19 protein-coding genes are annotated in these 24,179 nt (G+C 71.1%); 9 read left to right on the top strand and 10 right to left on the bottom strand.

The genetic code is table 11. The features are described 5' to 3' along the window. Nucleotides 1–83 precede the first annotated feature (83 nt). A complete protein-coding gene (locus tag ACIG5F_RS10280) occupies nucleotides 84–1,229 on the top strand; it encodes a DUF222 domain-containing protein (RefSeq protein WP_396517169.1) in 1,146 nt (381 codons plus the stop codon). A gap of 293 nt (nucleotides 1,230–1,522) precedes the next feature. Here ACIG5F_RS10280 and mshC read toward each other — a convergent pair whose 3' ends face one another. Together mshC and ACIG5F_RS10270 are read right to left on the bottom strand one after the other, a co-directional pair. Continuing rightward, nucleotides 1,523–2,761, bottom strand: coding sequence for a cysteine--1-D-myo-inosityl 2-amino-2-deoxy-alpha-D-glucopyranoside ligase (gene mshC / locus ACIG5F_RS10275; RefSeq protein WP_396517168.1), 1,239 nt, complete (start codon nucleotides 2,759–2,761; stop codon nucleotides 1,523–1,525). 59 nt (nucleotides 2,762–2,820) lie between these two features. Further along, complete coding sequence (locus ACIG5F_RS10270; protein WP_396517167.1) at nucleotides 2,821–4,749, bottom strand: DUF6541 family protein; 1,929 nt, start codon at nucleotides 4,747–4,749, stop codon at nucleotides 2,821–2,823. Nucleotides 4,750–4,905: 156 nt separating this feature from the next. Between ACIG5F_RS10270 and ACIG5F_RS10265 the strand changes: the two genes are divergently transcribed. Both ACIG5F_RS10265 and ACIG5F_RS10260 read left to right on the top strand, forming a co-directional pair. Further along, a complete protein-coding gene (locus ACIG5F_RS10265; RefSeq protein WP_396517166.1) occupies nucleotides 4,906–5,592 on the top strand; it encodes a dienelactone hydrolase family protein in 687 nt (228 codons plus the stop codon). A 55-nt stretch (nucleotides 5,593–5,647) separates the two neighbouring features. Next, nucleotides 5,648–6,151, top strand: a complete 504-nt coding sequence (locus ACIG5F_RS10260) for an FBP domain-containing protein (protein ID WP_396517165.1) — start codon at nucleotides 5,648–5,650, stop codon at nucleotides 6,149–6,151. A gap of 45 nt (nucleotides 6,152–6,196) precedes the next feature. Here ACIG5F_RS10260 and ACIG5F_RS10255 read toward each other — a convergent pair whose 3' ends face one another. Together ACIG5F_RS10255 and ACIG5F_RS10250 are read right to left on the bottom strand one after the other, a co-directional pair. Beyond that, nucleotides 6,197–8,152, bottom strand: coding sequence for a hypothetical protein (locus ACIG5F_RS10255; RefSeq protein WP_396517164.1), 1,956 nt, complete (start codon nucleotides 8,150–8,152; stop codon nucleotides 6,197–6,199). After that, the gene (locus tag ACIG5F_RS10250; RefSeq protein ID WP_396517163.1) at nucleotides 8,152–9,555 is read right to left on the bottom strand and encodes an ATP-binding protein; all 1,404 of its coding nucleotides are present in this window, start codon (nucleotides 9,553–9,555) and stop codon (nucleotides 8,152–8,154) included. The genes ACIG5F_RS10255 and ACIG5F_RS10250 overlap by 1 nt, the downstream gene beginning before the upstream one ends. Nucleotides 9,556–9,702: 147 nt before the next feature. Here ACIG5F_RS10250 and ACIG5F_RS10245 point away from each other — a divergent pair, with 147 nt between their 5' ends. Continuing rightward, on the top strand, nucleotides 9,703–10,476 hold the full coding sequence (locus ACIG5F_RS10245) for a nucleotidyltransferase domain-containing protein (protein ID WP_396517161.1): 774 nt from the start codon (nucleotides 9,703–9,705) through the stop codon (nucleotides 10,474–10,476). Nucleotides 10,477–10,516: 40 nt separating this feature from the next. On the opposite strand, the gene ACIG5F_RS10240 is transcribed toward ACIG5F_RS10245, so the two are convergent. Continuing rightward, entirely contained in the window at nucleotides 10,517–13,381 is a 2,865-nt protein-coding gene (locus ACIG5F_RS10240) for an AfsR/SARP family transcriptional regulator (RefSeq protein WP_396517160.1), read from the bottom strand. Nucleotides 13,382–13,588: 207 nt separating this feature from the next. On the opposite strand from ACIG5F_RS10240, the gene ACIG5F_RS10235 reads away from it, so the two are divergent. Together ACIG5F_RS10235 and ACIG5F_RS10230 are read left to right on the top strand one after the other, a co-directional pair. Continuing rightward, nucleotides 13,589–14,068: a YcxB family protein gene (locus tag ACIG5F_RS10235; RefSeq protein WP_396517159.1), complete on the top strand. Its 480-nt coding sequence runs from the start codon at nucleotides 13,589–13,591 to the stop codon at nucleotides 14,066–14,068. 29 nt (nucleotides 14,069–14,097) lie between these two features. Continuing rightward, on the top strand, nucleotides 14,098–14,892 hold the full coding sequence (locus ACIG5F_RS10230) for a hypothetical protein (RefSeq protein WP_396517157.1): 795 nt from the start codon (nucleotides 14,098–14,100) through the stop codon (nucleotides 14,890–14,892). Between the two features lie 66 nt (nucleotides 14,893–14,958). On the opposite strand, the gene ACIG5F_RS10225 is transcribed toward ACIG5F_RS10230, so the two are convergent. Further along, the gene (locus ACIG5F_RS10225) at nucleotides 14,959–16,674 is read right to left on the bottom strand and encodes an ABC transporter substrate-binding protein (RefSeq protein WP_396517156.1); all 1,716 of its coding nucleotides are present in this window, start codon (nucleotides 16,672–16,674) and stop codon (nucleotides 14,959–14,961) included. 117 nt (nucleotides 16,675–16,791) lie between these two features. On the opposite strand from ACIG5F_RS10225, the gene ACIG5F_RS10220 reads away from it, so the two are divergent. Beyond that, nucleotides 16,792–16,986 carry a hypothetical protein gene (locus ACIG5F_RS10220; protein WP_396517155.1) on the top strand — a complete coding sequence of 65 codons (195 nt, stop codon included), beginning with the start codon at nucleotides 16,792–16,794 and terminating at the stop codon, nucleotides 16,984–16,986. Between the two features lie 262 nt (nucleotides 16,987–17,248). Further along, entirely contained in the window at nucleotides 17,249–17,815 is a 567-nt protein-coding gene (locus ACIG5F_RS10215; RefSeq protein WP_396517154.1) for a hypothetical protein, read from the top strand. A 114-nt stretch (nucleotides 17,816–17,929) separates the two neighbouring features. Here ACIG5F_RS10215 and ACIG5F_RS10210 read toward each other — a convergent pair whose 3' ends face one another. The 4 genes from ACIG5F_RS10210 to ACIG5F_RS10195 all read right to left on the bottom strand — a co-directional run bounded on the left by ACIG5F_RS10210 (nucleotide 17,930) and on the right by ACIG5F_RS10195 (nucleotide 22,565). Next, entirely contained in the window at nucleotides 17,930–18,967 is a 1,038-nt protein-coding gene (locus tag ACIG5F_RS10210; RefSeq protein WP_396517153.1) for a ferrochelatase, read from the bottom strand. 18 nt (nucleotides 18,968–18,985) lie between these two features. Continuing rightward, on the bottom strand, nucleotides 18,986–19,813 hold the full coding sequence (locus tag ACIG5F_RS10205; protein WP_396517152.1) for a DUF4142 domain-containing protein: 828 nt from the start codon (nucleotides 19,811–19,813) through the stop codon (nucleotides 18,986–18,988). Nucleotides 19,814–19,897: 84 nt separating this feature from the next. Then, nucleotides 19,898–21,235 (bottom strand): 4-aminobutyrate--2-oxoglutarate transaminase, encoded by a 1,338-nt coding sequence (gene gabT, locus ACIG5F_RS10200; RefSeq protein ID WP_396517151.1) that lies wholly within the window; start codon nucleotides 21,233–21,235, stop codon nucleotides 19,898–19,900. Between the two features lie 16 nt (nucleotides 21,236–21,251). Next, a complete protein-coding gene (locus tag ACIG5F_RS10195) occupies nucleotides 21,252–22,565 on the bottom strand; it encodes an amino acid permease (protein ID WP_396517360.1) in 1,314 nt (437 codons plus the stop codon). Between the two features lie 171 nt (nucleotides 22,566–22,736). On the opposite strand from ACIG5F_RS10195, the gene ACIG5F_RS10190 reads away from it, so the two are divergent. After that, a complete protein-coding gene (locus ACIG5F_RS10190; RefSeq protein ID WP_396517150.1) occupies nucleotides 22,737–24,170 on the top strand; it encodes a PucR family transcriptional regulator in 1,434 nt (477 codons plus the stop codon). Nucleotides 24,171–24,179 lie beyond the last annotated feature (9 nt).

Raw genomic sequence — 24,179 nt, 5'->3', positions numbered from 1 at the left:
GGTCGTCGTCGCGATTATGCATGAAACACAGGTTCACTCGTTAGTGGTTCGATTTGGATCTTCAATAGGGGTATCGTTGGGGTATGTCAGAAATCACCCGAGAGCTGGAGTCTGCTGAGCCTTCGGGAGCGATGCTGGACCTGCTCCTCGGCGCGGATCTCTCCACCTTCACACCCGAGCAACAAGTCACCGCATTCGTCATGGCCCGCAAGATCACGGCGGTTGCCGACCACGCTCGATTGTGCATTCTCCGCAATTTCGACGACCTGGCCGAGATGTCCATGGCCACCCACGAGTCCGAACAGTCCCTGTTCCGACAGCAAGAGCGCGCCGAAGTCCTGGACCGGCTGCCTCGGCTGTGTGAGCAACTGCGACGCGGCGAGATCGACCTACGCCGGCTGGAGACCGTGGACGAGCGGGTGGTCCACCTCGACCCCGCCACGATCCCCGAGATCGAAGACCAGCTGGTCGGAGTGGCCGCCGAGCTGACCCGCACCCAGTTGGCCCGTCGGACCACCAAGCTGGTCGCGGAGGCTGATCCGCTGGGCTACGAGCAGCGCCGTCAGAAGGCCCGCGACAAGGAACGCCGGATCGAGTTCTACCCCCTGCCCAACGGCATGGCCGAGCTGCGGATCCGCATGTCGGCGATCGACGCCCGCCAGTGCTACGACATCGCCACCGCTGACGCCCGGGCGCTGTGCAAGGACTGCCGCACCACCGACCAGAAGCGGGTGGACGCGTTCCTGGACCGGTTCCTCGGGTATGGCATCGACCGCAAGGTCCAGGTCCACGTCACCCTGTCGATGGAGACGTTGATGGGCTTGACCGAGGACCCGGGTCTGCTGGATGGCTATGGCCCGATCAGCGCCGACTCCGCCCGTGAGCTGGCGATGCTGGGCCCGTGGCGGGGTGTCCTGCTCGATGAGTATCAGCGGGCCGCCGCGATGGCCACCCACCTCTACAAGCCCCCAGCCCGGTGTCGGGAGTTCACCAAACTCCGTGACGGCGGCACCTGCTGCGCCCCCGGCTGTGTCAACCCCATCCAGGAAATCGACCACACCATCCCGTGGCCCCAGGGAAAGACGAACCCGGACCAGCTCAAGGGCTACTGCCAACACCACCACCACCTCAAGCACGGCGACCACACCGTCACCCTCGACGACGACGGCACTTTGCATTGGGTCACTCCCCAGGGCCGCCACTACACCACCCAACCCCACCAGTACTGACCACGACCCGCCCCGAATACCGCCTACCGCACCTGTTCTTTGACAATTCCACAGCGGACCGAAACACCCCTCCAGCAACACAAAGCCGGCGACCCGGGAAAGCGACTGGCAACACAGGCTTTCCGCTTCGACAATCGGAGCCACCAACCCACCGCCCCACCCCACCCCCAACCACACAACAACCCCAACCCCACAAAGCAAACCCCACCCCCCGACCACACAAAAACCCCACCCCAAAAACCCAAAAAACAGCCCCCGTCCCATCCCGGAACGGGGGCCTCCACCACAATCCCCTACAGCTCAACCCCCAGCAACGCGTCCACCGCCGTGCGGACCAGCCCCGGAGCCTCGGAATCCGATCCCGCACCGGCCAAGGCCTGCTCGGCCCAGGCGTCCACGGCGGCCAGGGCCTTGGGGGTGTCGAGGTCGTCGGACAGATGATCACGCAGCCGGGCGACGGTGTCGGCCCCGGACGGGCCCGAGTCCAGGGCGACGGCCGAGCGCCAGCGGGCGAGGCGGTCCTGGGCGGTGGCGAGCAGCTGCTCGCTCCACGGCCGGTCGGAGCGGTAGTGACCGGCGAACAGGGCCAAGCGGATGGCACCGGGGTCGATGTTGTCGGCCCGCAGGCGGGAGACGAACACGAGGTTGCCTCGGGACTTGGACATCTTGGCGCCGTCGAGGCCGATCATGCCGGCGTGGGTGTAGTGCCGCGCGAAGGGGTGCTTGCCGGTGAGGGCCTCGGCGTGGGCGGCGCTGAACTCGTGGTGGGGGAACACGAGGTCCGAACCACCACCCTGCACGTCGAAGCCGTCGCCGAGACGGTTCAACGCGATGGCGCTGCACTCGATGTGCCAGCCGGGACGGCCGGCGCCGAGCTCGGACTCCCACGACGGCTCGCCGGGACGGGCCATCCGCCACAGCAGGGCGTCGAGCGGGTCCCGCTTGCCGACGCGGTCGGGGTCGCCGCCCCGCTCGGCGAAGAACTCGGTCATGGTGGCGACGTCGTAGTTGGATTCGTAGCCGAAGTGCCCGGAGGCGTTGCGGTCGAAGTAGACGTCGGGGTACTCGGCGTCGTCGGCCCGGTACGCCGCCCCGCTGGCCAACAGCTTGCCGATGGACTCGACGATCTCGGGAATGGCCTCGACCGCCCCGACGAACTCGCGCGGCGGCAGCACCCGCAGCGCCACCATGTCCTCCCGGAACAGCGCGGTCTCCCGCATGCCGAGCACGACCCAGTCGTCCTGGTCGCGCGCGGCCCGTTCCAGCAGCGGATCGTCGATGTCGGTCACGTTCTGCACGTAGTGCACCTGGTGCCCGTTGTCCAGCCACTGCCGCTGCACCAGGTCGAAGGCCAGGTACGTGGCGGCGTGGCCGAGGTGGGTCGCGTCGTACGGGGTGATCCCGCAGACGTAGATGGTCGCCGTCTCGCCGGGTGCGGTCGGTCGGACCTGCGCGGTCGAGGTGTCGAACAGCCGCAGGGGCCGAGGCGTGCCGGGAACCCGGGGTACCGGGACTGATGACCAGGTCTGCATGGCTTCGACCCTAACCGCGAGCACCGCCCGGGTCAGCACGCCCCGTCCGACCAGCGCAATCAGCTGTCCACGATCTGGGATGTGACCTGGTAGATCTTCGTCTGGGAATTCTGGAACACCAGCTTCAGGCCGCGCACCTGGTCGAGACCGGTGAGGCCGTCGGGGTGGCCCGGCTTGGCCCCGGTGATCGAGCCCTGCGACAGGAACACGTACCGGATGTGCAGCTCCCGCACAGCGGTCTGGACGGCGGCGTCCGTGTCGAGCTTGTTGAACCGCTCGAACAGCGTCATGCGCTGCTTGCCGACGGCGTCGGCGTCCTGCGGCAGGATCGGGGCGTGCCCGAACACGGGGTGCACGTCGGCCAGCGCCCACATCCACGGCGAGCCGTCGTACGGGTCGTTCATCACCATCGACCCGGCCGGGACCATCTTGCCCAGCGCCTGCATGCCCGCCTCGACGGTGTGCGTCACCACCGGACCGTCGGAGAAAGCCCAGGCCAGACGGTTGGTGTTGCGGTTGAGGTACAGCCCCTTGGTGGCGATGACGACCAGCAGCGCCACCACGGCCACGGCGACGGCCGAGTTGAGCCGGGGCACAGTTCGGGACAGCAGGCGGGCCAGAGTGACCAGGCCGATCGCGCCGAGCACGACCACGCTCATCGCTCCGATCGCGTACAGCCGCCACGAGTCGTTCCACCACGGCTGCGTCACGACCCGCACCCAGTGCGCGTCGGACGAGGCGTCGAGCACGAACAGCACGGCGAAGGCGACGCCGCCGACCATCCACCAGATCAGCTTCGAGGCGCCGCGCAGCACGAACAGGCCGATGAGTCCGACGGAGCACAGGCCGATCAGCCACAGCGCGGGCAGGCCGGTGGACCGGCTGCCGGTGACGAACTGCTGGGTGGCCTCCAGCGCGGTCAGCCCCGGCGGCCAGGCCGAGGTGGCCCCGCCGGCGGCGGTGAGGATGCCCAGCACCTGGAAGACGCCGGTGATCCCGCCGACCACGGCGACCAGCAGCAGCGTCCGCAGGTCGGCCAGCGGCACGCGGCGGACGGTGATCCAGCGCTGGAGCAGGAAGAACACGGCCGGGATGGCGGCGGCGACGGTGACGCTGGGGTGCACGGCGGTCAGGCCGACCCCAGCCAGCGCGGTGGCGACGACGGCGCCGCTGGTGGGCGCGGCCAGCACCCTGGCCAGCAGGGCCAGCAGCGCCGGGATGAGCGCGACGCCGGCGGTGAAGGGGAACAGCGGGCCCCAGGTGAGAGTGTCATACGGGAATTGCGTGAACGCGCAGGCCACAATGCCCGTGGCGGCGGCCAACGCGGGAATTTTCGTGACTTCGGCGACGAGCACGGAGATCGACAACGCGAACAGGCCGATCTGGAATCCGTTGCCCACGTCGAGGACCTGAGGAATCGACCAGCCGCCGATCTGTGTCACCGTGGCGTCCAACACATGATACGCATTGGGATAGAAGAAGCTGGTGCTTCCGGTCGCATCGATTGCGGCAAGTGCCGCCGGGGACGAGTTGTCCGAGTCGGCGATGAAACGGATGGCGTTGGCGTGGAACTCGGCGTCCCACCACTGCGGGATGGCCGTGAAGCCGCTCGCCCGACCCATCGCCAGCAGACCCACGACGGTGGCGATCAGCACCGCGCCGGCCAGCATCCAGTGCGCTGACCTGGGCCAACCGAGGCCGGCTCCGGGCTGCCGGGCGTCCGGTGAGCGGAACAGCCGGCGCAGGCCGAAGGCGACGGCCGCGCACAGCACGCTCCCGCCGACCAGGGTGAGCGCGTTCCATCGAATGCCGACGATCGGCGCCAGCGGACCGAAGATTCCGATCACGCCATAGGTGAGCGCCGGCGAAGCCGCGGCCAACAACCAGCCACGAATTCCCGACGCGTAACCGATCAACAATCCCGGCACCATGGCGACCATCACATAGACGACGGCCGTCATCGCGACGGCAAGAGCCGTCCCGCTCATTTTATTTCCCCCCTGAAGCTGTTCACCGCCGACCACGGCGGCCGACGGATCATCTCACAGGTTGTACGTTCAGGAGACGATTTCCGAGAATGGCCGTTGCCCCGTGACCGCGGTCGTTATCGACCTGAGACCGCACCAGCTGGTACAACGCACACCGTGACGACTCGTGTGGACACCGTCGGCGACTTCGATCTGCCGGTGTGGCTGCCGGCCGGCGGGCAGGGCCCCGCCCTCGTGCTGATCCAGGAGATCTTCGGCCTGGACGACTACCTGCGCTCGGTGGCCGGCGAGCTGGCCGCCGCCGGCTTCGTGGTCGGGGTGCCCGACCTGTTCTGGCGCACCGACCCCGGCTGGTCCTCCGCCCACGACGAGGCCGGTCTCAACGCCTCGCTGGCCGTGGCCGGCGAGTTCGACGCCGAGCTGGGCCTAGCCGACGTGGTGGCCAGCCTCGCCCACCTGCGGTCGCTGCCCGAGGTCACCGGCAAAGCCGGGGCGCTGGGCTTCTGCCTCGGCGGCTCCCTGGCCTACGGCCTGGCCGCCGCCTCCGACCCCGACGCCGTCGTGTCGTTCTACGGCTCCGCCGTGCCCGGCCAGCTCGACCTGCTGGACCGGATCACCTGCCCGCTCCAGTTCCACTTCGGCGGCCAGGATCCCTACCTCCCCCGCGACGCCGTCGCCCAGGTCGAGGCCGCCGTCGCCGGCCGGCCGAACGTCGAGATCCACGTCCAGGAGCAGGCCGGCCACGCCTTCCACAACCACGCCGCGCCGATGTTCCACCACCCCGAGGCCGCCGCCGCGGCCTGGCAGCTGGCCACCGCCTTCCTCAACGCCCACCTGCGCTGACCCGCCGGCGGGCGAGCCGAAACCCGGTTGCGCTGGTGAGGCATGATTCGGACCTGTGGAACCGCTCGACGAGACGACGATCCGGGCCGCCTTCGTGAACTGCTCGAAGGGGGAGGCGAAGCGGCTCAACCTGCCGGGCAAGCTGGCCGACATCGGCTGGGAGGACCTGGACTTCCTGGGCTGGCGCGATCCGAAGGCGCCGGCCAACGCCTATCTGGTGCTGCCCCGTGAAGGCAAGCTGGTGGGCCTGGCGCTGAGGGCGGCGGCGCCGCACGCGAGCCAGTTGAAGAGCTCGCTGTGCGCGCTGTGCCAGACGACCCACGCGGCGGCGGACGTGTCGCTGTTCGCGGCCCGCCGGGTGGGCAACGCGGGCAAGCAGGGCAACACCGTCGGCACCTACATCTGCGCGGACCTCGCGTGCAGCCTCTACATCCGCGGCAAGCGCAAGCCGTCGGCAGTGACCAGCGCCCGGGTGACGTCCACTGTGGACGAAGAGGTGGCCAGGACCATGGCCAGCCTCAACAAGTTCGTGGACGAGGTGCTGACCGACAACGCCTGACGCCCCCGGGCACACCGACTCGTTCGGCGTGCCCGGGAGCGGGGGTCAGCGGCCGCGGCGGTTGCGGAGGTAGTCGCCGACGACGGCGGCCCCGAGGCCGTCGAGGTCGGGGGCGATCACCCGGCCGCCGCTGCGGCGGGCCACCGTGTCGACGAAGTGGGCCAGCCGCGGGTCGTCGCCGAGGCGGAACACGGTGATCGACGCGCCCAGCTTGGCCAGGGCGTCGACCTCGATCAGCGTCTTGCCCACGGTCCGCTGCATCGGCGGGTAGTTGAACACGGCCTCGCCGTCGGACTCCAGGTGCGCGGTCGGCTCGCCGTCGGTGACGACCAGCACCACCGGCTGCGCGTCGGGATGCCGCCGCACGTGCCGGCCGGCCAGCAGCAGCGCGTGGTGCAGGTTGGTGCCCTGCTCCCACGCCCCCTCCAGCGCGGTCAGCTCGCCGATGTCCACAGTGGACGCGTGCCGCCCGAAGGTGATGAGCTGCAACGCATCCGTGCGGAACCGGGTGCTGATCAGCTGGTGCAGGGCCAGCGCGGTGCGCTTCATCGGCAGCCACCGGCCGTCCTGCACCATCGACCACGAGGTGTCCACGCACAGCGCGACCGCGGCCCGGGCCCGCTGCTCGGTCTCCACGATCTCGACATCCTCGACGGCCAGCCGCACCGGGCCGCCGCCCGAGGAAGCCGCGCGCAGCACCGCGTTGCGCACGGTCCGGGACACGTCCCACGGCTCGGTGGCGCCGAACTCCCACTCCCGGGTCGCCCCGGTCGGCTCCCCGGCCGCGCCGGCCCGGTCGCTGTCCCGTTCGCCCCGGCCCCGCAGCTGGTCGACGACCTGACGCAGCGCCGTCTCGCCGAGCCGTCGCAAAGCCTTGGGCGTCAGCCGAAGCCCGCCGTCGGCGGCCCGCTCCAGCAGGCCCTGCCGGCGCAGCTCACGCTCCAGTTCGGACAGTCGGCGGGCGTCCACTCCGGACTCCTGACCGAGCTGCCGGACCAGCGCCTCGACGTCGATGTCCTCCAGCGAGGCCCCCGGGTAGGACTGGGCCAGCTGCTCGGCCAGCGCGTCCAGCTCGGCCAGGTCCTGCATGGCCTGCGCGCCCTCACCCAGTCCCATCGGGTTCTTGCCGCGGAAGCGGGCCGAGCCGGTCCAGTCCTCCCCCGGCCGCAGCCCCTGGAGGTGCGCGTCGAGCAGGTCCAGCTGCGCCCCCAGGCTGGGGTCGCCGAAGGCCTGCTGGCCGAGCTGGGCCAGCTCGGCCCGCTGCTCGTCGGTCATCGAGTTCAGCATGCGCTGGGCCGCCGCCGAGCGTTGGGCCAGCGCGTCGACCAGCTCGTCGGTGTTGCGCGGGTTCTCCGGGAAGAACTCGCCGTGCTTGGCCATGAACTCCTGGAACTGCTGCGAGGTGTCCTGGCCGGCCGAGTGCGCGGACAGCAGCGAGTTCAGGTCGGACAGCATGTCCTTGATCCGCTCCACGTCCTGCGGCGTGGCGTTCTGCATGGCCTGCTTCATGCCCTGGAAGCGCTGTTCCAGCATCTCCCGGCCGAGCAGGTCCTGGATCTTCTGGTACGACTCGCGGGCGTCCGAGGACTGCCAGTCGTAGGTGGACAGCTCCGTGACGGCGGCGGCGGTGCCGGGCGGCAGCGCGTCCAGCTGCGCCTCCCGGAACCGCGCGTCGTCGGACGGATTCGGGAACAGCTCGCGCCGTTCGGCCGTGAGGGCCTCCTGGAGCAGCCGCTGGACCTCACGCATGGTGCCGTCCAGGTTGTTGCGGCGCTGGATCTGCGCGCGCCGCTCCCACACCTGGCGGGTCAGGTCGTCCAGGCCGCGGGTGCCCTGCACGCCCCGACGCATCAGCTCACGCAGCGCCGCCTGCGGCGACGAGCCCTCCATGACCTCGCGCCCCAGCTCGTCCAGCGCCGCCCGCAGGTCGGCCGGCGGGGCGAGCGGATCATCGCCACCGAGCCACTCGTGGTAGCGGTAACGCCGTGCCGGGGTGGCCATCAGCCGTAGACCGTCATCTCGTCGTCGGCGTCCTTGCCGAGCTGGCGGCTCAGGTAGAGGTACTCCAGCGCGAACTCGACGGCCGAGGCGATCCAGCCGGCCGGCTGGTCGGCCTTGATGTCCAGCCGCGCGGCCACCTCGTGCAGCACCGGCAGCTCCGGCAGCGCGGCCAGCACCTCGGTCGCCGGCACCCGCTCGCCGGTGGCCACCGGGTGCCCGTCGGTCACGGCCTCGGCCAGCGACTTCAGGTTCAGCCCGGCCAGCTTGCCGCGGGCGGTGTCGGCCACCGAGCGGCGCAGCAGGTGCTCCAGGATCTCGTGCTCGCGGCCCTCCTCGCCGGACTCGAACTCCAGCTTGCCGCGCAGCACCGCCGGCACGGCCTCCAGGTCGACCGGCCGGGCCACGGCCTCGGCCTCGCCGGTGAGCGCGGCCCGGCGCAGCGCGGCGGCGGCGACGGTCTCGGCGGCGGCGATGGCGAACCGGGCGGACACGCCGGAGCGCTGGTCCACCGAGGTGGACTCGCGCAGGTGCCGCACGAACCGGGCCACCACCTCGATCAGGTGATCACCCACCTCGGCGACCAGCTGGGCCTCCTGGTTGATCAGGTCGATCTCGCCGGACACCTCCAGCGGGTAGTGGGTGCGGACCTCGGCGCCGAACCGGTCCTTGAGCGGGGTGATGATCCGGCCGCGGTTGGTGTAGTCCTCGGGGTTGGCCGTGGCCACCAGCAGCACGTCCAGCGGCAGCCGCAGCGTGTAGCCGCGGATCTGGATGTCGCGCTCCTCCATCACGTTGAGCAGCGCCACCTGGATCCGCTCGGCCAGGTCGGGCAGCTCGTTGACGGCCACGATGCCGCGGTGGGCGCGGGGCACCAGTCCGAAGTGGATGGTCTCCGGGTCGCCGAGGCTGCGGCCCTCGGCCACCTTGGTCGGGTCGACGTCGCCGATGAGGTCGCCGACCGAGGTGTCGGGGGTGGCCAGCTTCTCGGTGTAGCGCTGGGACCGGTGCAGCCAGGACACCGGCAGGTCCTCGCCCAGCTCGGCGGCGCGACGACGGGAGGCGGGGGTGATCGGGTCGAGCGGGTGCTCGGCCAGCTCGGCGCCCTCGATCACCGGCGTCCACTCGTCGAGCAGGCCGGCGAGCGTGCGCAGCAGGCGGGTCTTGCCCTGGCCGCGCTCGCCGAGCAGCACGACGTCGTGGCCGGCGATGATCGCGCGCTCCAGCTGGGGCAGCACCGTGCGGTCGAAGCCGACGATGCCCGGCCACGGGTCGCGCCCGGCGCGCAGCGCGTCGAGCAGGTTGTCCCGTAGTTCGGCCTTCACGGAACGGGGCTCGTGCCCGGCGGCGCGCAACTGGCCCACGGTCGTCGGCAGCGAGTGGGGTGGGGTCGGAACAACTGTCACCCTGATGAAGCTAATAGCCCTGGGCAAGCAGGTCGACGTGGAGCAACTCCACTATGACGGCGCTGGCGCCGGCTGTGCGCCAGGACGGGCCCGGGCGAGGTAAAATGTGGTGGGACGTCGGGATGGTCTACGGCAGGCTGTGGCCCCGTGACCGACCTGAATTCCCTGGCCAGCCGCATCGCCGACGTGGGCGGGGTGGTCGGCGTCGTGCTCGGCGGCTCCCGGGCCCGGGGCGCCGCCGACGAGCATTCCGACACCGATCTGGGCGTTTACCGCCGGGGTGCGATGGATCTGTCCGCTCTCCGCGAAATCGCCGCCGAGTGGCCGGGGTCGGCCGTGACCGAGCCGGGCGAGTGGGGGCCGTGGGTCGACGGCGGCGCCTGGCTCAAGACTCCGGGCGCCAAAACGGATCTGCTGTGGCGGGATCTGGATCGGGTCACCGACATCCTCGACGAGGTGCGGCGGGGCGTGGTCCGCTGCGAGGCGCAGGTCGGCCATCCGCTGGGCTTCTTCTCGCACGCCTATCTCGCCGAGCTGGCGACCTCCGTGGTGCTGGCCGATCCCGACGGCGCGCTGGCCGAGATCCGGGCCCGGCTGGATCCGTATCCGGCCGAGCTGGCCGAGGCGATCGAGGGGACCTACGGCTTCGAGGCGGCGTTCAGCGTCGGCAACGCGGCCGTCCCGGCGGCGCGCGGCGACCGCTTCTCGGCGACGGGATTCCTGTTCCGGGGCATCGGTTGTCTCGTGCACGTGCTGCACGCCCGGGCCGGAGTGTGGCTGGCCACCGAGAAGAACGCCGTCGCCTCGGCGGCCAAGCTGCCCGGCGCCCCGGCCGACTTCGCCGCCCGCGTGGACCGGATCCTGGCGACGACCGATGTCGCCGCCGCCCGCGCCCTGCTCACCGAGTCCTCGCTGGCGTGAACCCCCGGCGAGTATGTCGCCAGGCGGGGCTCGCGAAGGTTCAGCGGGAGCGGCGGACGCCGGCGGCGGCGTCGATGGCGGCGAGGCGGCGGCGGACCTGTTCGACGCGGTGGTCGCCGACTTCCTCCAGGATCGCCAGCGACTGCTCCCACGAGATCTTGGCCTCGGCCAGCTTGCCGTCCTCGTGCAGGACGCTGGCCAGCTCGTGCAGCGACCACGCCTCGCCCGGCCGGCCGCCGGACTCCCGGAAAAGCCGCACCGCGCCACGGAAACAGTCGGCGGCGCGGTCGAGCTTGCCGAAGTGCCGGTGCGCCTCCCCCAGCTCCCGGTAGACCTTGATCGCGCCGGCCCGGTCCTCCATGTCCACGAACAGCCGCAGCGCCCGGTCGAAGTTGGCCACCGACTCGGTGTACCGCCCGAGCACCCGGCAGTAGCTGCCCAGGTGGCTCAGGGCCCAGGCCTCGCTCCACAGGTCGCCGGTCCGCCGGCTGGCCGCCAGGGCCGAGTTGGTCAGCTCGAACGCCTCGTCCACGCGCCCGGCCCAGAAGTACGCCGATCCGAGCGCGCCGCCGACGACGTGGTCGAGCGGGCCGCCGGACAGCGGCTCGTAGACGATGCGGGCCCGCTCCATGCACTCCAGCACCTGCATGTGCCGGCGCAGCTCGTTGTAGCAGTAGCCGAGCCCGATCAGCAGCCGCACCTCGCCGTAGCGGTCGCCCGCGGCCACCGCGGCGCCGATTCCCGTCTGGTGACTGGAGATCCACTCCGGCCACGGCGTGCGCAGCGCGAAGAACGCCCACATCGCGCCGGGAATGCCGGTGGCGTGGTAGGTGTCGCCCAGCTCGGCGGCCTGTGAGGTGGCGGCGATGAGGTTGGACAGCTCCGTCTCGCACCAGGCCAGGGCCGCGCTGCTGTCGGTGAAGGCGGCCGGCTGCCCGCCCGGCACCGGCGGCGGCAGCTCGGAGCGCCGCCGGTAGGGCGCGAGCATCTCGTCCACGGTGTTGGCGGTGTGCAGGTAGAAGTCCAGCAGCCGGCTGACGGCGGCGATCCGCTCGGCCCGGCTGTCGTGCTCGGCGGCGCATTCGGCCGAGTAGACGCGCAGCAGGTCGTGGAATCGGTACCGGTCGCGGCCGACGCCCTCCAGCAGGTGGCCGCTGGCCACGACGTCCAGCAGCCGCCGCGCCCGCACCACCGGCACGTTGGCCAGCGCGGCCGCGGCGGCCACGCTGATCTCGGTGCCGGCGTGCAGCCCGAGCATCCGGAACATGCGGGCCGGCTCCGGCTTCAACGCGTGGTACGACCACGAGAACACGGCCCGCACGGCGGTGCTCTCGTCGTCCACGGCGAGCACGTCCAGCCGGGCCCGCTCGTCGGCCAGCTCCTGGCACAGGTCGTCCAGGTCCAGGTGCGGCCGGTCGTTGAGCTGGGCGGCGGCGATCCGCAGGGCCAACGGCAGGTGCCCGCACAGCCGGGCCAGCTCGGCGGCGGCCTCCGGCTGCGCCTCGATCTGGGCCAGCCCCACCCCGGCCGCCAGCATCTGCACCGACTCGCTCTCGTCGAGCACGTCCAGCGTCACGCGATGCGCCCCGTCCCGGGCGACCAGGCCGCCCAGCCGGCTGCGGCTGGTCACCAGCACCGAGCAGCTGGGGCTGCCGGGCAGCAGCGGCCGCACCTGGTCGGTGCTGGCGGCGTTGTCCAACAGCACGAGCATGCGCTTGCCGGCGATGAGGCTCCGGTACAGGCCGGCCTGCTCGTCGGTCTCGGCCGGGATCGCTCCCGCCTCCACGCCCAGGCCGCGCAGCAGCTGCCCCAGCGCCGCCGCCGGTTGCAGCGGCGGCTGCTGCGGGTCGAAGCCGCGCAGGTTCACGTAGAGCTGGCCGTCGGGGAACTGGCCGGCGACGCGGTGCGCGACGTGCACGGCCAGCGCGGTCTTGCCGATGCCGCCGCTGCCGTCGATCGCCGAGATCACCGCTACGGTCCGGTCGCCGCCAACCAGGACGTCCTCCAGCTGGGCCAGCTCGCGGACCCGGCCGGTGAAGCCGGGCACGTCGTGCGGCAGCTGGGCCGGCTTGGGGGCGGCGGTAGCCCCGGTGGTGACCGGGGCGGCGGCCGGCGCGGGGGCGGCGGGCTTGTCGGCGATCAGGTCGCGGTGCAGGTCCCGCAGCTCGGGGCCGGGTTCGATGCCCAACTCGTCGACGAGCACGCGGCGCGCGTCCTCGAACACCTCCAGCGCGTCGGCCTTGCGGCCGGCGCCGTACAGGGCGGTCATCAGCAGCGCCCGCGGCCGTTCCCGCAGCGGCTGCTGGCGCACCACCGGCGACAGCTCGGCGACGGCGTCGTCGTTGCGGCCCAGCGCGATCAGGGCGTCGGCCAGCGACTCCACAGTGGCCAGCCGCAGCTCGTCCACGCGAGCCCGCTCGCCGGCCACGAAGGGGCAGGAGATGCCGTCGAACGGCAGGCCCCGCCACAGCCGCAGCGCCGACTGGAGCTGGACCACCGCGCCGTGAAGATCGCCTGAAGTTCGCGCGATCCTTGCCCGTTCACGCAGTTGCTCGGCGCGGTCGCAGTCCAGCGCCCCGCTGTCCAGCCGCAGCATGTAGCCGGAGTTCGCGCCGGCCGAGACCAGCAGGGCGCTGGGCGCGCGGCTGGGCCGGTCGGGTTCGAGTGCGCGGCGCAGCGCCGACAAGTAGGTGGAGACACTGCCGCCGGCGGTGGTCGGCGGGTCGTCGCCCCACAGGGCGTCGACCAGCTCCGTGCGGCCGACGGCGCGGTTCGCGCGCAGCGCCAGCAGCGCGAGCAGGGCGCGTTGCATCGGGGGACCCAGCGCGATCTCACGATCACCGAGCAGCGCCCGCACCGGTCCCAGCACCTCGACCCGCAGCGGGACCCCGTTCGCCGCGTGCACCTTTCCACCACCTGCCCCAGCAGAGCCGCGCCGGGAGCATACAGCGACACGGACAATGCGAACCGTCGTCAGATCCACTGCGGACTGTCGCCGGTGATGACGCTCGGCGAACCTGGACAACCGCCCGGCGCGCCGAAGTGGCAATCGATCACTCTTCCGGAGCAGACTGTCGCATCCGCAGTGTGACGTAGATTACGGAGGCGCCCGGTGCGCGTCGAGTTCTCCTGGGAGCCGGAACCGGCCGATCGGCGGGACGCGCTGCGCGCGGTCGCGCCGGCGGTCCGCTTCGCTCCCGCCTTCTCGCTTTCGCTGGTGATCGTGGCCGCCGTGCTGCTGGTCGCCGGCAACACCCAGGCGGCGCTGTTGAGCCTGGTCGCGGCCGGCGCGGTCGCCGTCGGCGTGCCGTGGCAGGCCCGCCTGTTCTACCGGGACGCCATGTCGGCCAACCAGCGCGTGCGGGCCACCGCCGACGAGTTCGCGCTGCGCATGCACGGCACGGGCCTGCCCGACGAGGTGGCCTGGTCGTCACTGCAGGGCTGGCAGGAGACCGAGCACGGCATCGTGCTGCGGATCGGCGCGCGGGCCCACGGCCCGGTGTACGCCGTGCCGCACCGGGCTTTCGCGCTGCCGTCCGACGAGCACATGTTCCGCGAATTGCTGATCCGCCGGGTGGGTCCGACCGGTTGATCCGGTCCGCGTCTGTAATGTCGGTAGGCGTGTCTCCGAGCGCGACGCTGGTCGTCTGGACCTCTGCCTGGCTGCACGGCGCGGCCGCGGCCGACGATGTCCTCGACGCCCTCCAGATCTGGGCCGAGCTGCACGAAGTCGTCGCCGACGACGACGGCACCGCCACGGCCCTCGACCTCCCCGGCCCCGACGAGATGCCGGCGGCCCCCGCGATGCTGCTCGCGGCGCTGCGGCGCACCCAGGCCGGCGACGGCCGGCTGGTGCTGCCCGTGCCCGGCGACACCCGGGGCCTCGGCGGCAACGGGCCGCTCAACGCCACCGCGGTGCGCGCCGGGCAGGCCATGGTGCTGCCGGAGGCCGGGCTCGGCATCGTGCCGCGGCTGGTCGCCGACCAGGTGATCCGCTGGACGGTGTTCGACCTGCCGGAGATCATCCCGCCCGAGCACGTGCCGCTGGGCGAGGCCGAGCACGGCCTGGCCGACGCGATGCGGCAGGCCGCCGCCACGCTGGTGGACCTGGACGTGGCCCGGCATCGCCCGAACGTGCGCAAGGACATCGAGGCGGTCATCGCCAACCAGCCCCGGCCGGTGTGGCCGGACGGCATGCCGCCGCGGTCGCTGCGGGTGTTGCAGCGGGCCGACGAGGTCGCCGCGATCCTGGAGGTCGCCGCCGGCGACTCCCCCGGCGGGGCCATGTCGGCCTCGGCCACCCGCGGTCGGGAAGAGGCGCTGCGCCCGCTCACCAACGCCGTCCGCCGGGCCCGCTGCGCCGCCGTCGAGGAAGCCGTCCGCGTCCTCAGCGCCCACGCCGACAAGCGCCGTTAGCGTCATGAAGGGCCCCATACTGACGTTGAACGTCAGTATGGGGCCCTTCATGACATCAAAAAGGCGCTACTGCTTGATGCCGATGGCGGCGTAGTCGTACATGCCGTAGCCGTCGCTGACGAAGACGTTGGTGACCTTCGAGGAACGGTACAGCAGGGACTTCGCGACCAGGCCCGGCAGGATGTAGGCGTCGTCCATCACCCGCTGGTCGACCTGGCCCCACAGCTGCTCGCGGGCGGTGGCGTCCTCGGTGACCGACGCCTTGTCGATCAGCTGGTCGACCTCGGGGTCCTTGACGCCGAGGTTGCTGTTGCCGCCGCTGGACCGGATGACCCGGCTGTCCACGATCTGGCTGAAGTAGCCGAAGCCCTCCGGCCAGTCCGCCTGCCAGCCGTAGACCATCAGGCCCAGGCTGTTGTTCTTGGCGAAGTCGGGCTTGCCGGCGTACAGCTTGCCGTAGTCGTTCTGCGGGTACGGCTTGATCGTCAGCTTGATGCCGACCTTGGCCAGCGACTGCTGGAGCGACTCGGCGGTGGCCTTCTCCCGGGGGCGCTCGGCCCGGTAGGAGATGTTGGTGCTGAAGCCGTCGGGCTGGTTGCAGGCGGACAGCTCCTGCTTGGCCTTGTCCACGTCGCCGGCGTGGTCGGCCGACGGGTACGGGTCGAAGGCCTTCGCGCCCGGGATGACCGGCGGCAGCAGGTTGGTGGCGACGTCGCCGCCGATCGAGCCGCCGTAGGCGGCCTGGTAGGAGGCGCGGTCGGCGGCGTACTCGACGGCCTTGCGGCAGTGCACGTTGTCCAGCGGGGCGACGTCGCCGTTGATCGCGGTGTACCAGAGCCGAGCCTCGGTCGGGTTGTCGGCGCTGCCCTTGAGCTTCTGGTCGGCCAGGATCTTGCCCTGGGCCGCCGCCTGCACGCCCACGCCGGTGACGTCGAACTCCAGGTCCCCGGCCATCAGCCGCTGGTCGATGTCGTCGGCGTTGACGTTGAGCGAGACCTGGAAGCTGTCCGGCAGCGCCTTGCGGATCGGGTCGGTCTTCTGGTCCCACTGGTCGTTGCGGACCAGCGTGAAGCTCTTGCCCAGGGTGTTCTCGCCGAACTTGTACGGCCCGGTGGACAGCACGTGCTTCTTGTACTCGCTGCCGGTGTCCTTGGCCTGCTCCACCGGCATCGTGGAGGGCAGCATGGCGAAGTAGTCGAAGCTGGCGAACGGCCGGCTCAGGTGGAACACGATCGTCGTGTCGTCCGGCGTCTCGATGGCCTTCAGGTCGCCCTTGTCCTTGTACGGCGAGGTGTAGCCCTGGAGGTCGAGGTAGTCGTTGAAGTAGGTGGGGCCGTCCGGGAAGACGGTCTTGTCCAGCGACCGCTCCACCGCGTACTTGACGTCCTTCGAGGTGACGGTGACGCCGTCCTCGAACTTCACGCCGGTGCGGATGTGATAGGTCCACGTCTTGTCGTCGTCGCTGGGCTTGCCCAGGTCGGTGGCCAGGTCCGGCACGAGCTTGGTGCCGCCCTGGCCGGGGGCCGCGGCGAAGGTGAGCAGGCTGCGGCCGAAGAGCCGGGCGAAGTCCCACTCGTAGCTGTAGTACGAGTCGGCCGGGTCCAGCGAGTCCCAGTCCCCCGAGTTGGCCAGCCGCACGGTGCCGCCCTTGGCGTCCGAGGCGTTGTGCACCTTGCCCACCGCGGCGTTGAAGCTGTCCGCCCCCGAGCCCTGTCCCCCTCCGGAGCCGCCACAGGCCGTCAGGCCGGTGGCCAGCGTCGCGGCGACGGCCACAGCCGCCATGATCCGCTTCCTCTGCATCGTGTGGTCACTCCTCCTGTGCGCAGGGTTGCCCGAGTTAACCGGACGCCCGCGCCCGCGGTCGAGTGGGGATGGCGTCGGCGGGCGTAGGCTCTGCCCGTGAAGCCATGGGTGTTCGTCCTGCTCGGCGTGGTGCTGGTGTTGCTCGGGCTGCTGTGGACCGCGCAGGGGCTGGGCTACGTGACCGGCAGTTTCATGACCGGTTCCCGGCTGTGGGCCACCATCGGCCCCATCGTGGCGCTGGTCGGATTGTGGTCGCTGGTGACGGGAATCCGGCGGCAGCGCGCCCGCTGAGGCCCTTCCGGCCGCGCGTTCGGGCGCGATCGCGGAAACACACTGGACAACGAGCGGCGGATTTCCCCACTCCGTCGCCTTTCGTGTCCGATTCGTCACCGTGCGTATCAGGCGTCGCGGACAACGACAAGGGGGCACGCACTCCCGATCTTCGGGAATTTCGCCCAGGGTTTTCCCGAGAGATCATCATGTCACCCGGAAGAGTTCGCCCTTAAGCTCGGATTCGTCCAAGTCGGACACCGAACGAACAAAGGTGACTACTTTGCTGGGGACCAAAACTCTTCGCGCCGCCCGCCGGGTGGCGATGGTGGTGACGGGCGTTCTGCTGAGCGCCATGGCGCTTCAGGCGGCGCCGGCGTCGGCCGCGCCGACCGACGATTTCAAAGAATTCAACATGGTGTTCGGCATCGGGGACCTCTCCAACACCAACTCCTGCATCCCCAGCTGGGCGACGATTCGCTACCGCGATCCGGGGGCCTCGTTCGACTACGACGCGCACCTGGTCCGGACGACCACCAACGGCTGCGACGGCGACCAGGAGCACCTCCAGACCTGGGGCGACTTCCAGAACACCTTCAGCACCGTCAACCTGCACGCCGCGCCGAGGCCGGGCCAGCACCTCTACTGGAGCGGCATCTCCAGCCTGACCCTGACGGTCACCACGCCGAACACCCCGGCCGGGCGCCAGAAGTGCGTCAAGGTGAACACTTTCGGCATCTGGGGTCTGGACACGAACAACTTCTGGCACGAGCTGTACAACGACACGACGCATCCCTACACGTTCTGCGACGGGCACAACGCACTCGAACTGTTCGTCGAACACAACTGAGCAATGCCTGAATGACCCCGGGGCCGACATTTCGACCCCGGGGTCACCGGCGTTTCCGAAACAAGTGACGCACCCGGACGAAATTGTGGCGGAATCCGTGGCACGGCCCGGCCGTCAGCGGCTCGGGCGCCGGGCCGGGGGTTCGCAGCAGGCGACGGCGCAGAACTCGCCGTTGGCGGTGCAGCCCAGGGTGTCGAAGGAGGAGAGCTTCTGCGGCTCGAGACCTCCGAGGTGTTCGCGGATCAGGTCGACGACCATGGTGGCGAAGCGGGGGTCGGGGCCGGGGGTGGCGGCGCGGGCGAAGCCCATGCCGTGGGACTCGGCGCGCTCGCGGGCCTCGGTGTCGAGGTCCCAGACGACCTCGAGGTGGTCGCTGACGAAGCCGACGGGACACACCACGAGGTTGGCGACTCCCTTGGCGTGCATGGCATCCACGTGGTCGACGATGTCCGGCTCCAGCCACGGCACCTGGGGCGGGCCGGAGCGGGACTGCCAGACGACGTCGTAGTCGGGCACGCCGACCTCGGCGGCGACGAGGCGGGCGGCCTCGGCGATCTGGCGGGAGTAGAGGTGCCCACCCAGGGCCGCGGGTCCGGCGGTGGCGTCGAAGGAGTTGGGGATGGAGTGGGCGGTGAAGACCAGGCGGTAGTCGGAAAAGCCCGAGGCGGCGGCGCGGACGGCGTCGGCGAAGGGCAGGACGAAGCCGGGGTGGTCGAAGAACTGACGGATCTTCACCAACTCGGGGGCGGCGGAGCCGACGGCGGCGCGGGCCCGGAGGATGTCCTCGTCGTACTGCCGGCAGGCCGAGTAGCCGCCGTAGGCCGAGGTGGGAAAGACCAGCGCACGGCGAACACCGTCGGCAAGCATCTTGCCGACGGTGTCCTCGATCATCGGATGCCAGTTGCGGTTGCCGAAGTAGACCGGCAGGTCGATCCCGGCGGCCGCGAGGGCGGCGCGGACGGCCTCGATCAGGTCCCGGTTGAGCTGGTTGATCGGGGACACGCCGCCGAAGTGCAGATAGTGCTGGGCGACCTCGTCGAGCCGCTCGGGCGGCACGCCCCGGCCCCTGGTCACGTTCTCCAGGAACGGCCGGACGTCGGCCTCACCCTCCGGTCCGCCGAACGACAGCAGCAGCAACGCGTCCACACTCACGCCGCCCATCTAACCCCGTCACTCGGGGATGGCGGACCCGGCCCTCCGCTTGCCGCCCCGGCTGCTGCGCCGCAACACCGGGACCACGATCGCGATGCCGGCCATCACGGCGGCGATCACGAACACCCCGATGCTGCTGTTGTTGTCCGAGGTGATCTGGGCCGCGGTGGTCACCGGGGTGATCGGCGGCGCGGTCGGCGAGGGCAGGGCGTTGTAGTTGACCAGACCGGTCTGTTCGAGCACGGTGATGTGGTCGAGCACGGTGCTCATGCAGACGTTGGCGAAGTCGCGGATCAGCGTGTTGCGGGTGCCGGTCCGGACCTGCGAGAGCAGCTGGTAGACGGCGCCGTGCTGGTCGCGCAGCGGCCCGACGAAGGCCCGGTCGAAGTCGATGCCCGGGGCCGCGTTCTGCATGGCGGTCAGGAAGCCCTGCTGCTCGGGCAGCGGCTTGGTCGGGATCGTGACGTGCAGTTCCTTGGCGATCTCCTCGTTCTTCTGGTTGAGCATGGTGTGACCCATGATCAGGTGTTGCCCGGCGGTGCGCACCGCCGGAGTGCTGGTCCTGGTCTGCGCCATCTCGCCGCTGGGCAGCTCCCACGAGCCGGCCAGCGCGACCTTGACCAGCATCAGCCGGTCCGCCGGCCCCACCGGTCCCCACTGGCTCTGCGTGACCTCGGTGCCGACGTCCAGCGGGTTGCTCGGGTCGATCTGCCCCTGTCCGGTCCCGCCCTGCCCGGCCGCGGCGGCGGCCTGCGACGTGCCGACCGAGCAGCCGGCGGCCGGCAGCAGCGTGCCGGCCGCGAGCACGACGAGGACGGCGGCCTTGCGCACCGTGCGAGAGATCACCGGTCCGACCACCTTTCCTGGATAACCATTGCTATCCGGCACTACGAGGTGGACCGGTGACCCGATCACTCACACCTGTCGCCGTTACCTTATCGTGATCTGAATCGCTTCAGCGAGCACGTCGAGGCCGTCGTTCAGGACATCCGTGGGGATCACCAGCGGCGGCAGCAGCCGCAGCACGTTGCCATAGGTGCCGGCGGTGAGCACGACGACTCCCCTTGCGTGGCAAGCCTTCGCGATCCGCCCGGCCAGCTCGGCGTCCGGCTCCAGCGTGCCCGGCCGGACCAGTTCCACGGCCAGCATCGCGCCCCGGCCCCGCACGTCGCCGATGGCCGGGGAGCCGGCCGCCAGCTCGCGCAGCCGCGGCAGGGTGATCTCCTCGATGGCCCGGGCCCGGGCGTTGAGGTCCTGGTCCCGCATGATGCCGATGGAGGCCAGCGCGGCGGCGCAGGCGACGGGATTGCCGCCGTACGTGCCGCCGAGGCCGCCTCCGTGCACGGCGTCCATCACCTCGGCCCGCCCGGTCACGCCGGCCAGCGGCAGCCCGCCGGCGATGCCCTTGGCCGTGGTCACCAGATCGGGCACCACCTGCTCGTGCTCGGACGCGAACCACGCGCCGGTGCGGCAGAAGCCGCTCTGGATCTCGTCGGCGATGAACAGCACGCCCTTGGCCGTGCACCAGTCGGAGACGGCCTTGAGGAAGCCGGGCGCCGGCACCACGAAGCCGCCCTCGCCCTGGATCGGCTCGATCAGCACGCACGCCAGGTTGTCCGCGCCGACCTGCTTGTCCAGCTGGTCCAGGGCCCGCGCCGCGGCCTGCTCGCCGGTCAGGCCGGCCGGGTCGCGGAACGGGTAGGACATCGGCAGCCGGTAGACCTCGGGCGCGAACGGCCCGAACCGGTGCTTGTACGGCATGTTCTTGGCGGTCAACGCCATCGTGAGGTTGGTGCGGCCGTGGTAGGCGTGGTCGAACACCGCCACCGCCTGCCGCCCGGTGGCGTGCCGCGCGATCTTGACGGCGTTCTCCACCGCCTCCGCGCCCGAGTTGAACAGGGCCGAGCGCTTCTCGTGCGAGCCGGGGGTCAGCTCGGCCAGCTGCTCGCACACCTCCACGTAGGCGTCGTACGGCGTGACCATGAAACACGTGTGGGTGAACTTGGCGACCTGGTCCCGCACCGCCGCGACCACTTCCGGCGCGGCCGCGCCGACGCTGGTGACGGCGATGCCGGAACCCAGGTCCACCAACGTGTTGCCGTCGATGTCGTGCAGCAGGCCGGCGCTCGCGGACTCGACGAACACCGGCAGCGTGCTGCCGACGCCGGCGGCCACCGCCCGCTGCCGGCGCAGCTGGGCGGCCTGCGACTGCGGCCCCGGGATCTCGGTGACGAGGTGACGGGCAAGAGTGGGCGTGGCCACTGGCATTCCTTTCTCTGTCAAGCTAAACGGTGCTGCGGACGCGGCCGCGGTGCCGGACCAGGCCGACCACCAGCACCAGCGCGCCGACCAGCAGGCTGAGCAGCAGTTGCGACCGGGCGTCGGCGTCGAAGGCCATGCCGACCAGCAGCACGACCATCGCCGCGATGGCCACCCAGGTCAGGTACGGGTACCCCCACATGCGCAGGGTCAGCCGCTCCGGCGCGTCCCGCTCCAGCTGGCGGCGCATCCGCAGCTGGGACACGGCGATCACCATCCACACGAACACCGCGATGGCGCCGGAGGAGTTGGTGAGGAACAGGAACACGGTGTCCGGCGAGACGTAGTTGAAGACCACCGTGACGAAACCGACCACAGTGGACACCAGCACCGCCGCGGTCGGCACGCCGGTGCGGCCGATGCGGCCCAGCACGGCCGGCGCGTCGGCCCGGCCCGCCAGTGAGAACATCATGCGGGAAGCGGTGTAGAGCCCGGAGTTCAGGCAGGACAGCACCGAGGTCAGCACGATCACGTCCATCACCGCGCCGGCCGCCGGCAGGCCGATCCGCTCCAGCACCGCCACGTACGGGCTCTTGGCCACGCCGGCGTCGTCCCACGGCAGCAGCGTCACCACGATGGCGATGGAACCCAGGTAGAACACGATGATCCGCCACACCACCGAGCGCACCGCGGACCGCACGGCGTGCCCGGGGTCCGCCGACTCGCCGGCGGCGACGGTGGCGATCTCCGCGCCGAAGAAGGAGAACACCACCACCAGCATCGCGGCGAACACCGGCGACGCGCCGTTGGGCAGGAAGCCGCCGTGCCCGGTCAGGTTGGACAGGCCGGGCGAGGCGAAACCCGGGATCAGGCCGAGGATCGCGACGACGCCGACGAGCAGGAACACCGCGATCGCGGCGACCTTGATGGAGGCGAACCAGAACTCGAACTCGCCGTAGGAGCGGACCGAGAACAGGTTGGTGACCGTCAGCAGCGCCATCAGGATCAGCGCCCACGTCCACTGCGGCACCTCGGGCACCCAGCGGTGCACGATGCTGGCGCCGGCGGTGGCCTCGACGCCGAGCACGACGACCCAGAAGAACCAGTACAGCCAGCCGATGGTGAAGCCGGCCCACGGGCCGATGGCGCGGTCGGCGTAGGCCGAGAACGAGCCGGTCTCCGGGTTGGCGGCCGACATCTCGCCCAGCATGCGCATCACCAGGATCACCAGCAGGCCGCACACCGCGTAGGCGATCAGCGCGCCCGGACCGGCCTGTTTGATGGCAGCGCCGCTGCCGACGAACAGGCCGGCGCCGATCACGCCGGCGATGGCGATCATGCTCAGGTGGCGGCGTTGCAGGGTTGACGCCAGTTTCGGTGGTGCGGCGCTCACGGGCGGCTCCGGTCTGTCAGGGCTCTGGTCAACGGTGGTCGGCGGGACCGCCGCGGCCAAGTAGCCTGTTTGGACAAGTCAGCCCGAATTGTTCGCCGAACTGTCGAGGACCGCCCGGTGACCCCCACTCTCGCCGCGCTCGTGGACCGCCCCGACCTGGCTCTGCGGGTCCTCGCCGGCGCGGAGCACCTGGACCGGCCGGTGCAGTGGGTGCACACCAGCGAACTGGCCGACCCGACGGCCTTCCTGGAGGGCGGCGAGCTGCTGCTGACCACCGGCCTGTGGGTGCGCTCGGGCGCGACGGCCTACGTGCAACGCCTGCACGCCGCCGGGGTCGCTGGCCTCGGCTTCGGCACCGGGCTGACGCACGCGGCGGTGCCGACCACGGTGATCAAGGCGGCCGACGCGCTCGGGCTGCCGGTGATCGAGGTGCCGCGCCAGGTGCCGTTCATCGCGATCAGCAAGGCCGTGGCCAAGGCCGTCGCGGCCGAGGAGTACGCCGCCGTGACCAGGGCGTATCAGGCCCAGCGGGCATTGACTTCGGCGGCGGTGAGACCCAATGGCGTCAGAGGTGTCACAGCCCAGTTGGCTCGCCGGCTCAAGGCCTGGGCCGTGGTGCTCGATCCGCGCGGCCAGGTCCGGGCCGGCGACAGTCCCGTGCTGAGTGAACTGCTGCGCGAGCTCCCCCGGCTCGATCCCGGGCCGGCGAGCCTGACCTTCGAGTCGGCCGGCGTGGAGATCGCCGTGCAGACCCTCGGCGTTGGCGCTCGGGTCCGCGGCTATCTCGCGGTCGGCCGCGACACTCGGCTGACCCGGGCCGACCAGCAGGTGCTCACCACCGCCGCGTCCTTGTTGACGGTCGGCTTCGAGCAGTCGCAGGCCGTGGAGACGGCCACGCGACGGCTGCGCGGCGGGCTGCTGCGGCTGCTGCTGGCCGGGGAGACCGCGCTGGTGGCCGAGATCGCCGCCGACCTGTGGGGCGAGCTGCCGGCGGCCCCGGTGCGGGTCGTGCTGGCCGCGGGCCCGCCCCGCCGGCTCCAGGCCGTGCTTGAGCAGGCCGGGGACGCTTTCCATGCCCCATACCAGGATTCGGTGCTGGTGATCGTCGAGGCCGATGCCGAGCTGTCCCTGCCGGGGCTCCAGGTCGGCGTGTCCGATCCGGCCGAATACGGCTCGCTGGACCGGGCGTTGAAGCAGGCCCAGCGGGCGCTGGCCGCCGCCGTCCGCGCCGATCTGCCGGTCACCAGGTTCTCCGAGTTGGCCGATGACGGCGTGCTGCGGCTGGTCGATCCGGAAGTCGCCGGTGTGTTCGCGGACCGCTTGCTCGCCCCGCTCGTTGAACACGATGCGACCGGACGGGGCGAGCTCATCGCGTCGCTGCGGGCGTGGCTGGCCCACAACGGGCAGTGGGATCCGGCCGCGGCGGCGCTGGGCGTGCACCGGCACACCCTGCGGCACCGGATCGCCAAGGTCGGGCAGCTGCTCGGCCGGGACCTGGACGCCGCGGACACGCGGGCCGAGCTGTGGCTGGCCCTGCGCCTGAGGGATTGAGAGGGACCG

Origin of the sequence: Kutzneria sp. NPDC052558 (genome assembly GCF_044547355.1) — a bacterium.
Taxonomy (GTDB): domain Bacteria; phylum Actinomycetota; class Actinomycetes; order Mycobacteriales; family Pseudonocardiaceae; genus Kutzneria.
The sequence above is the reverse complement of the archived record's forward strand: the minus strand, read 5'-3'. Positions and strand labels throughout refer to the sequence as shown.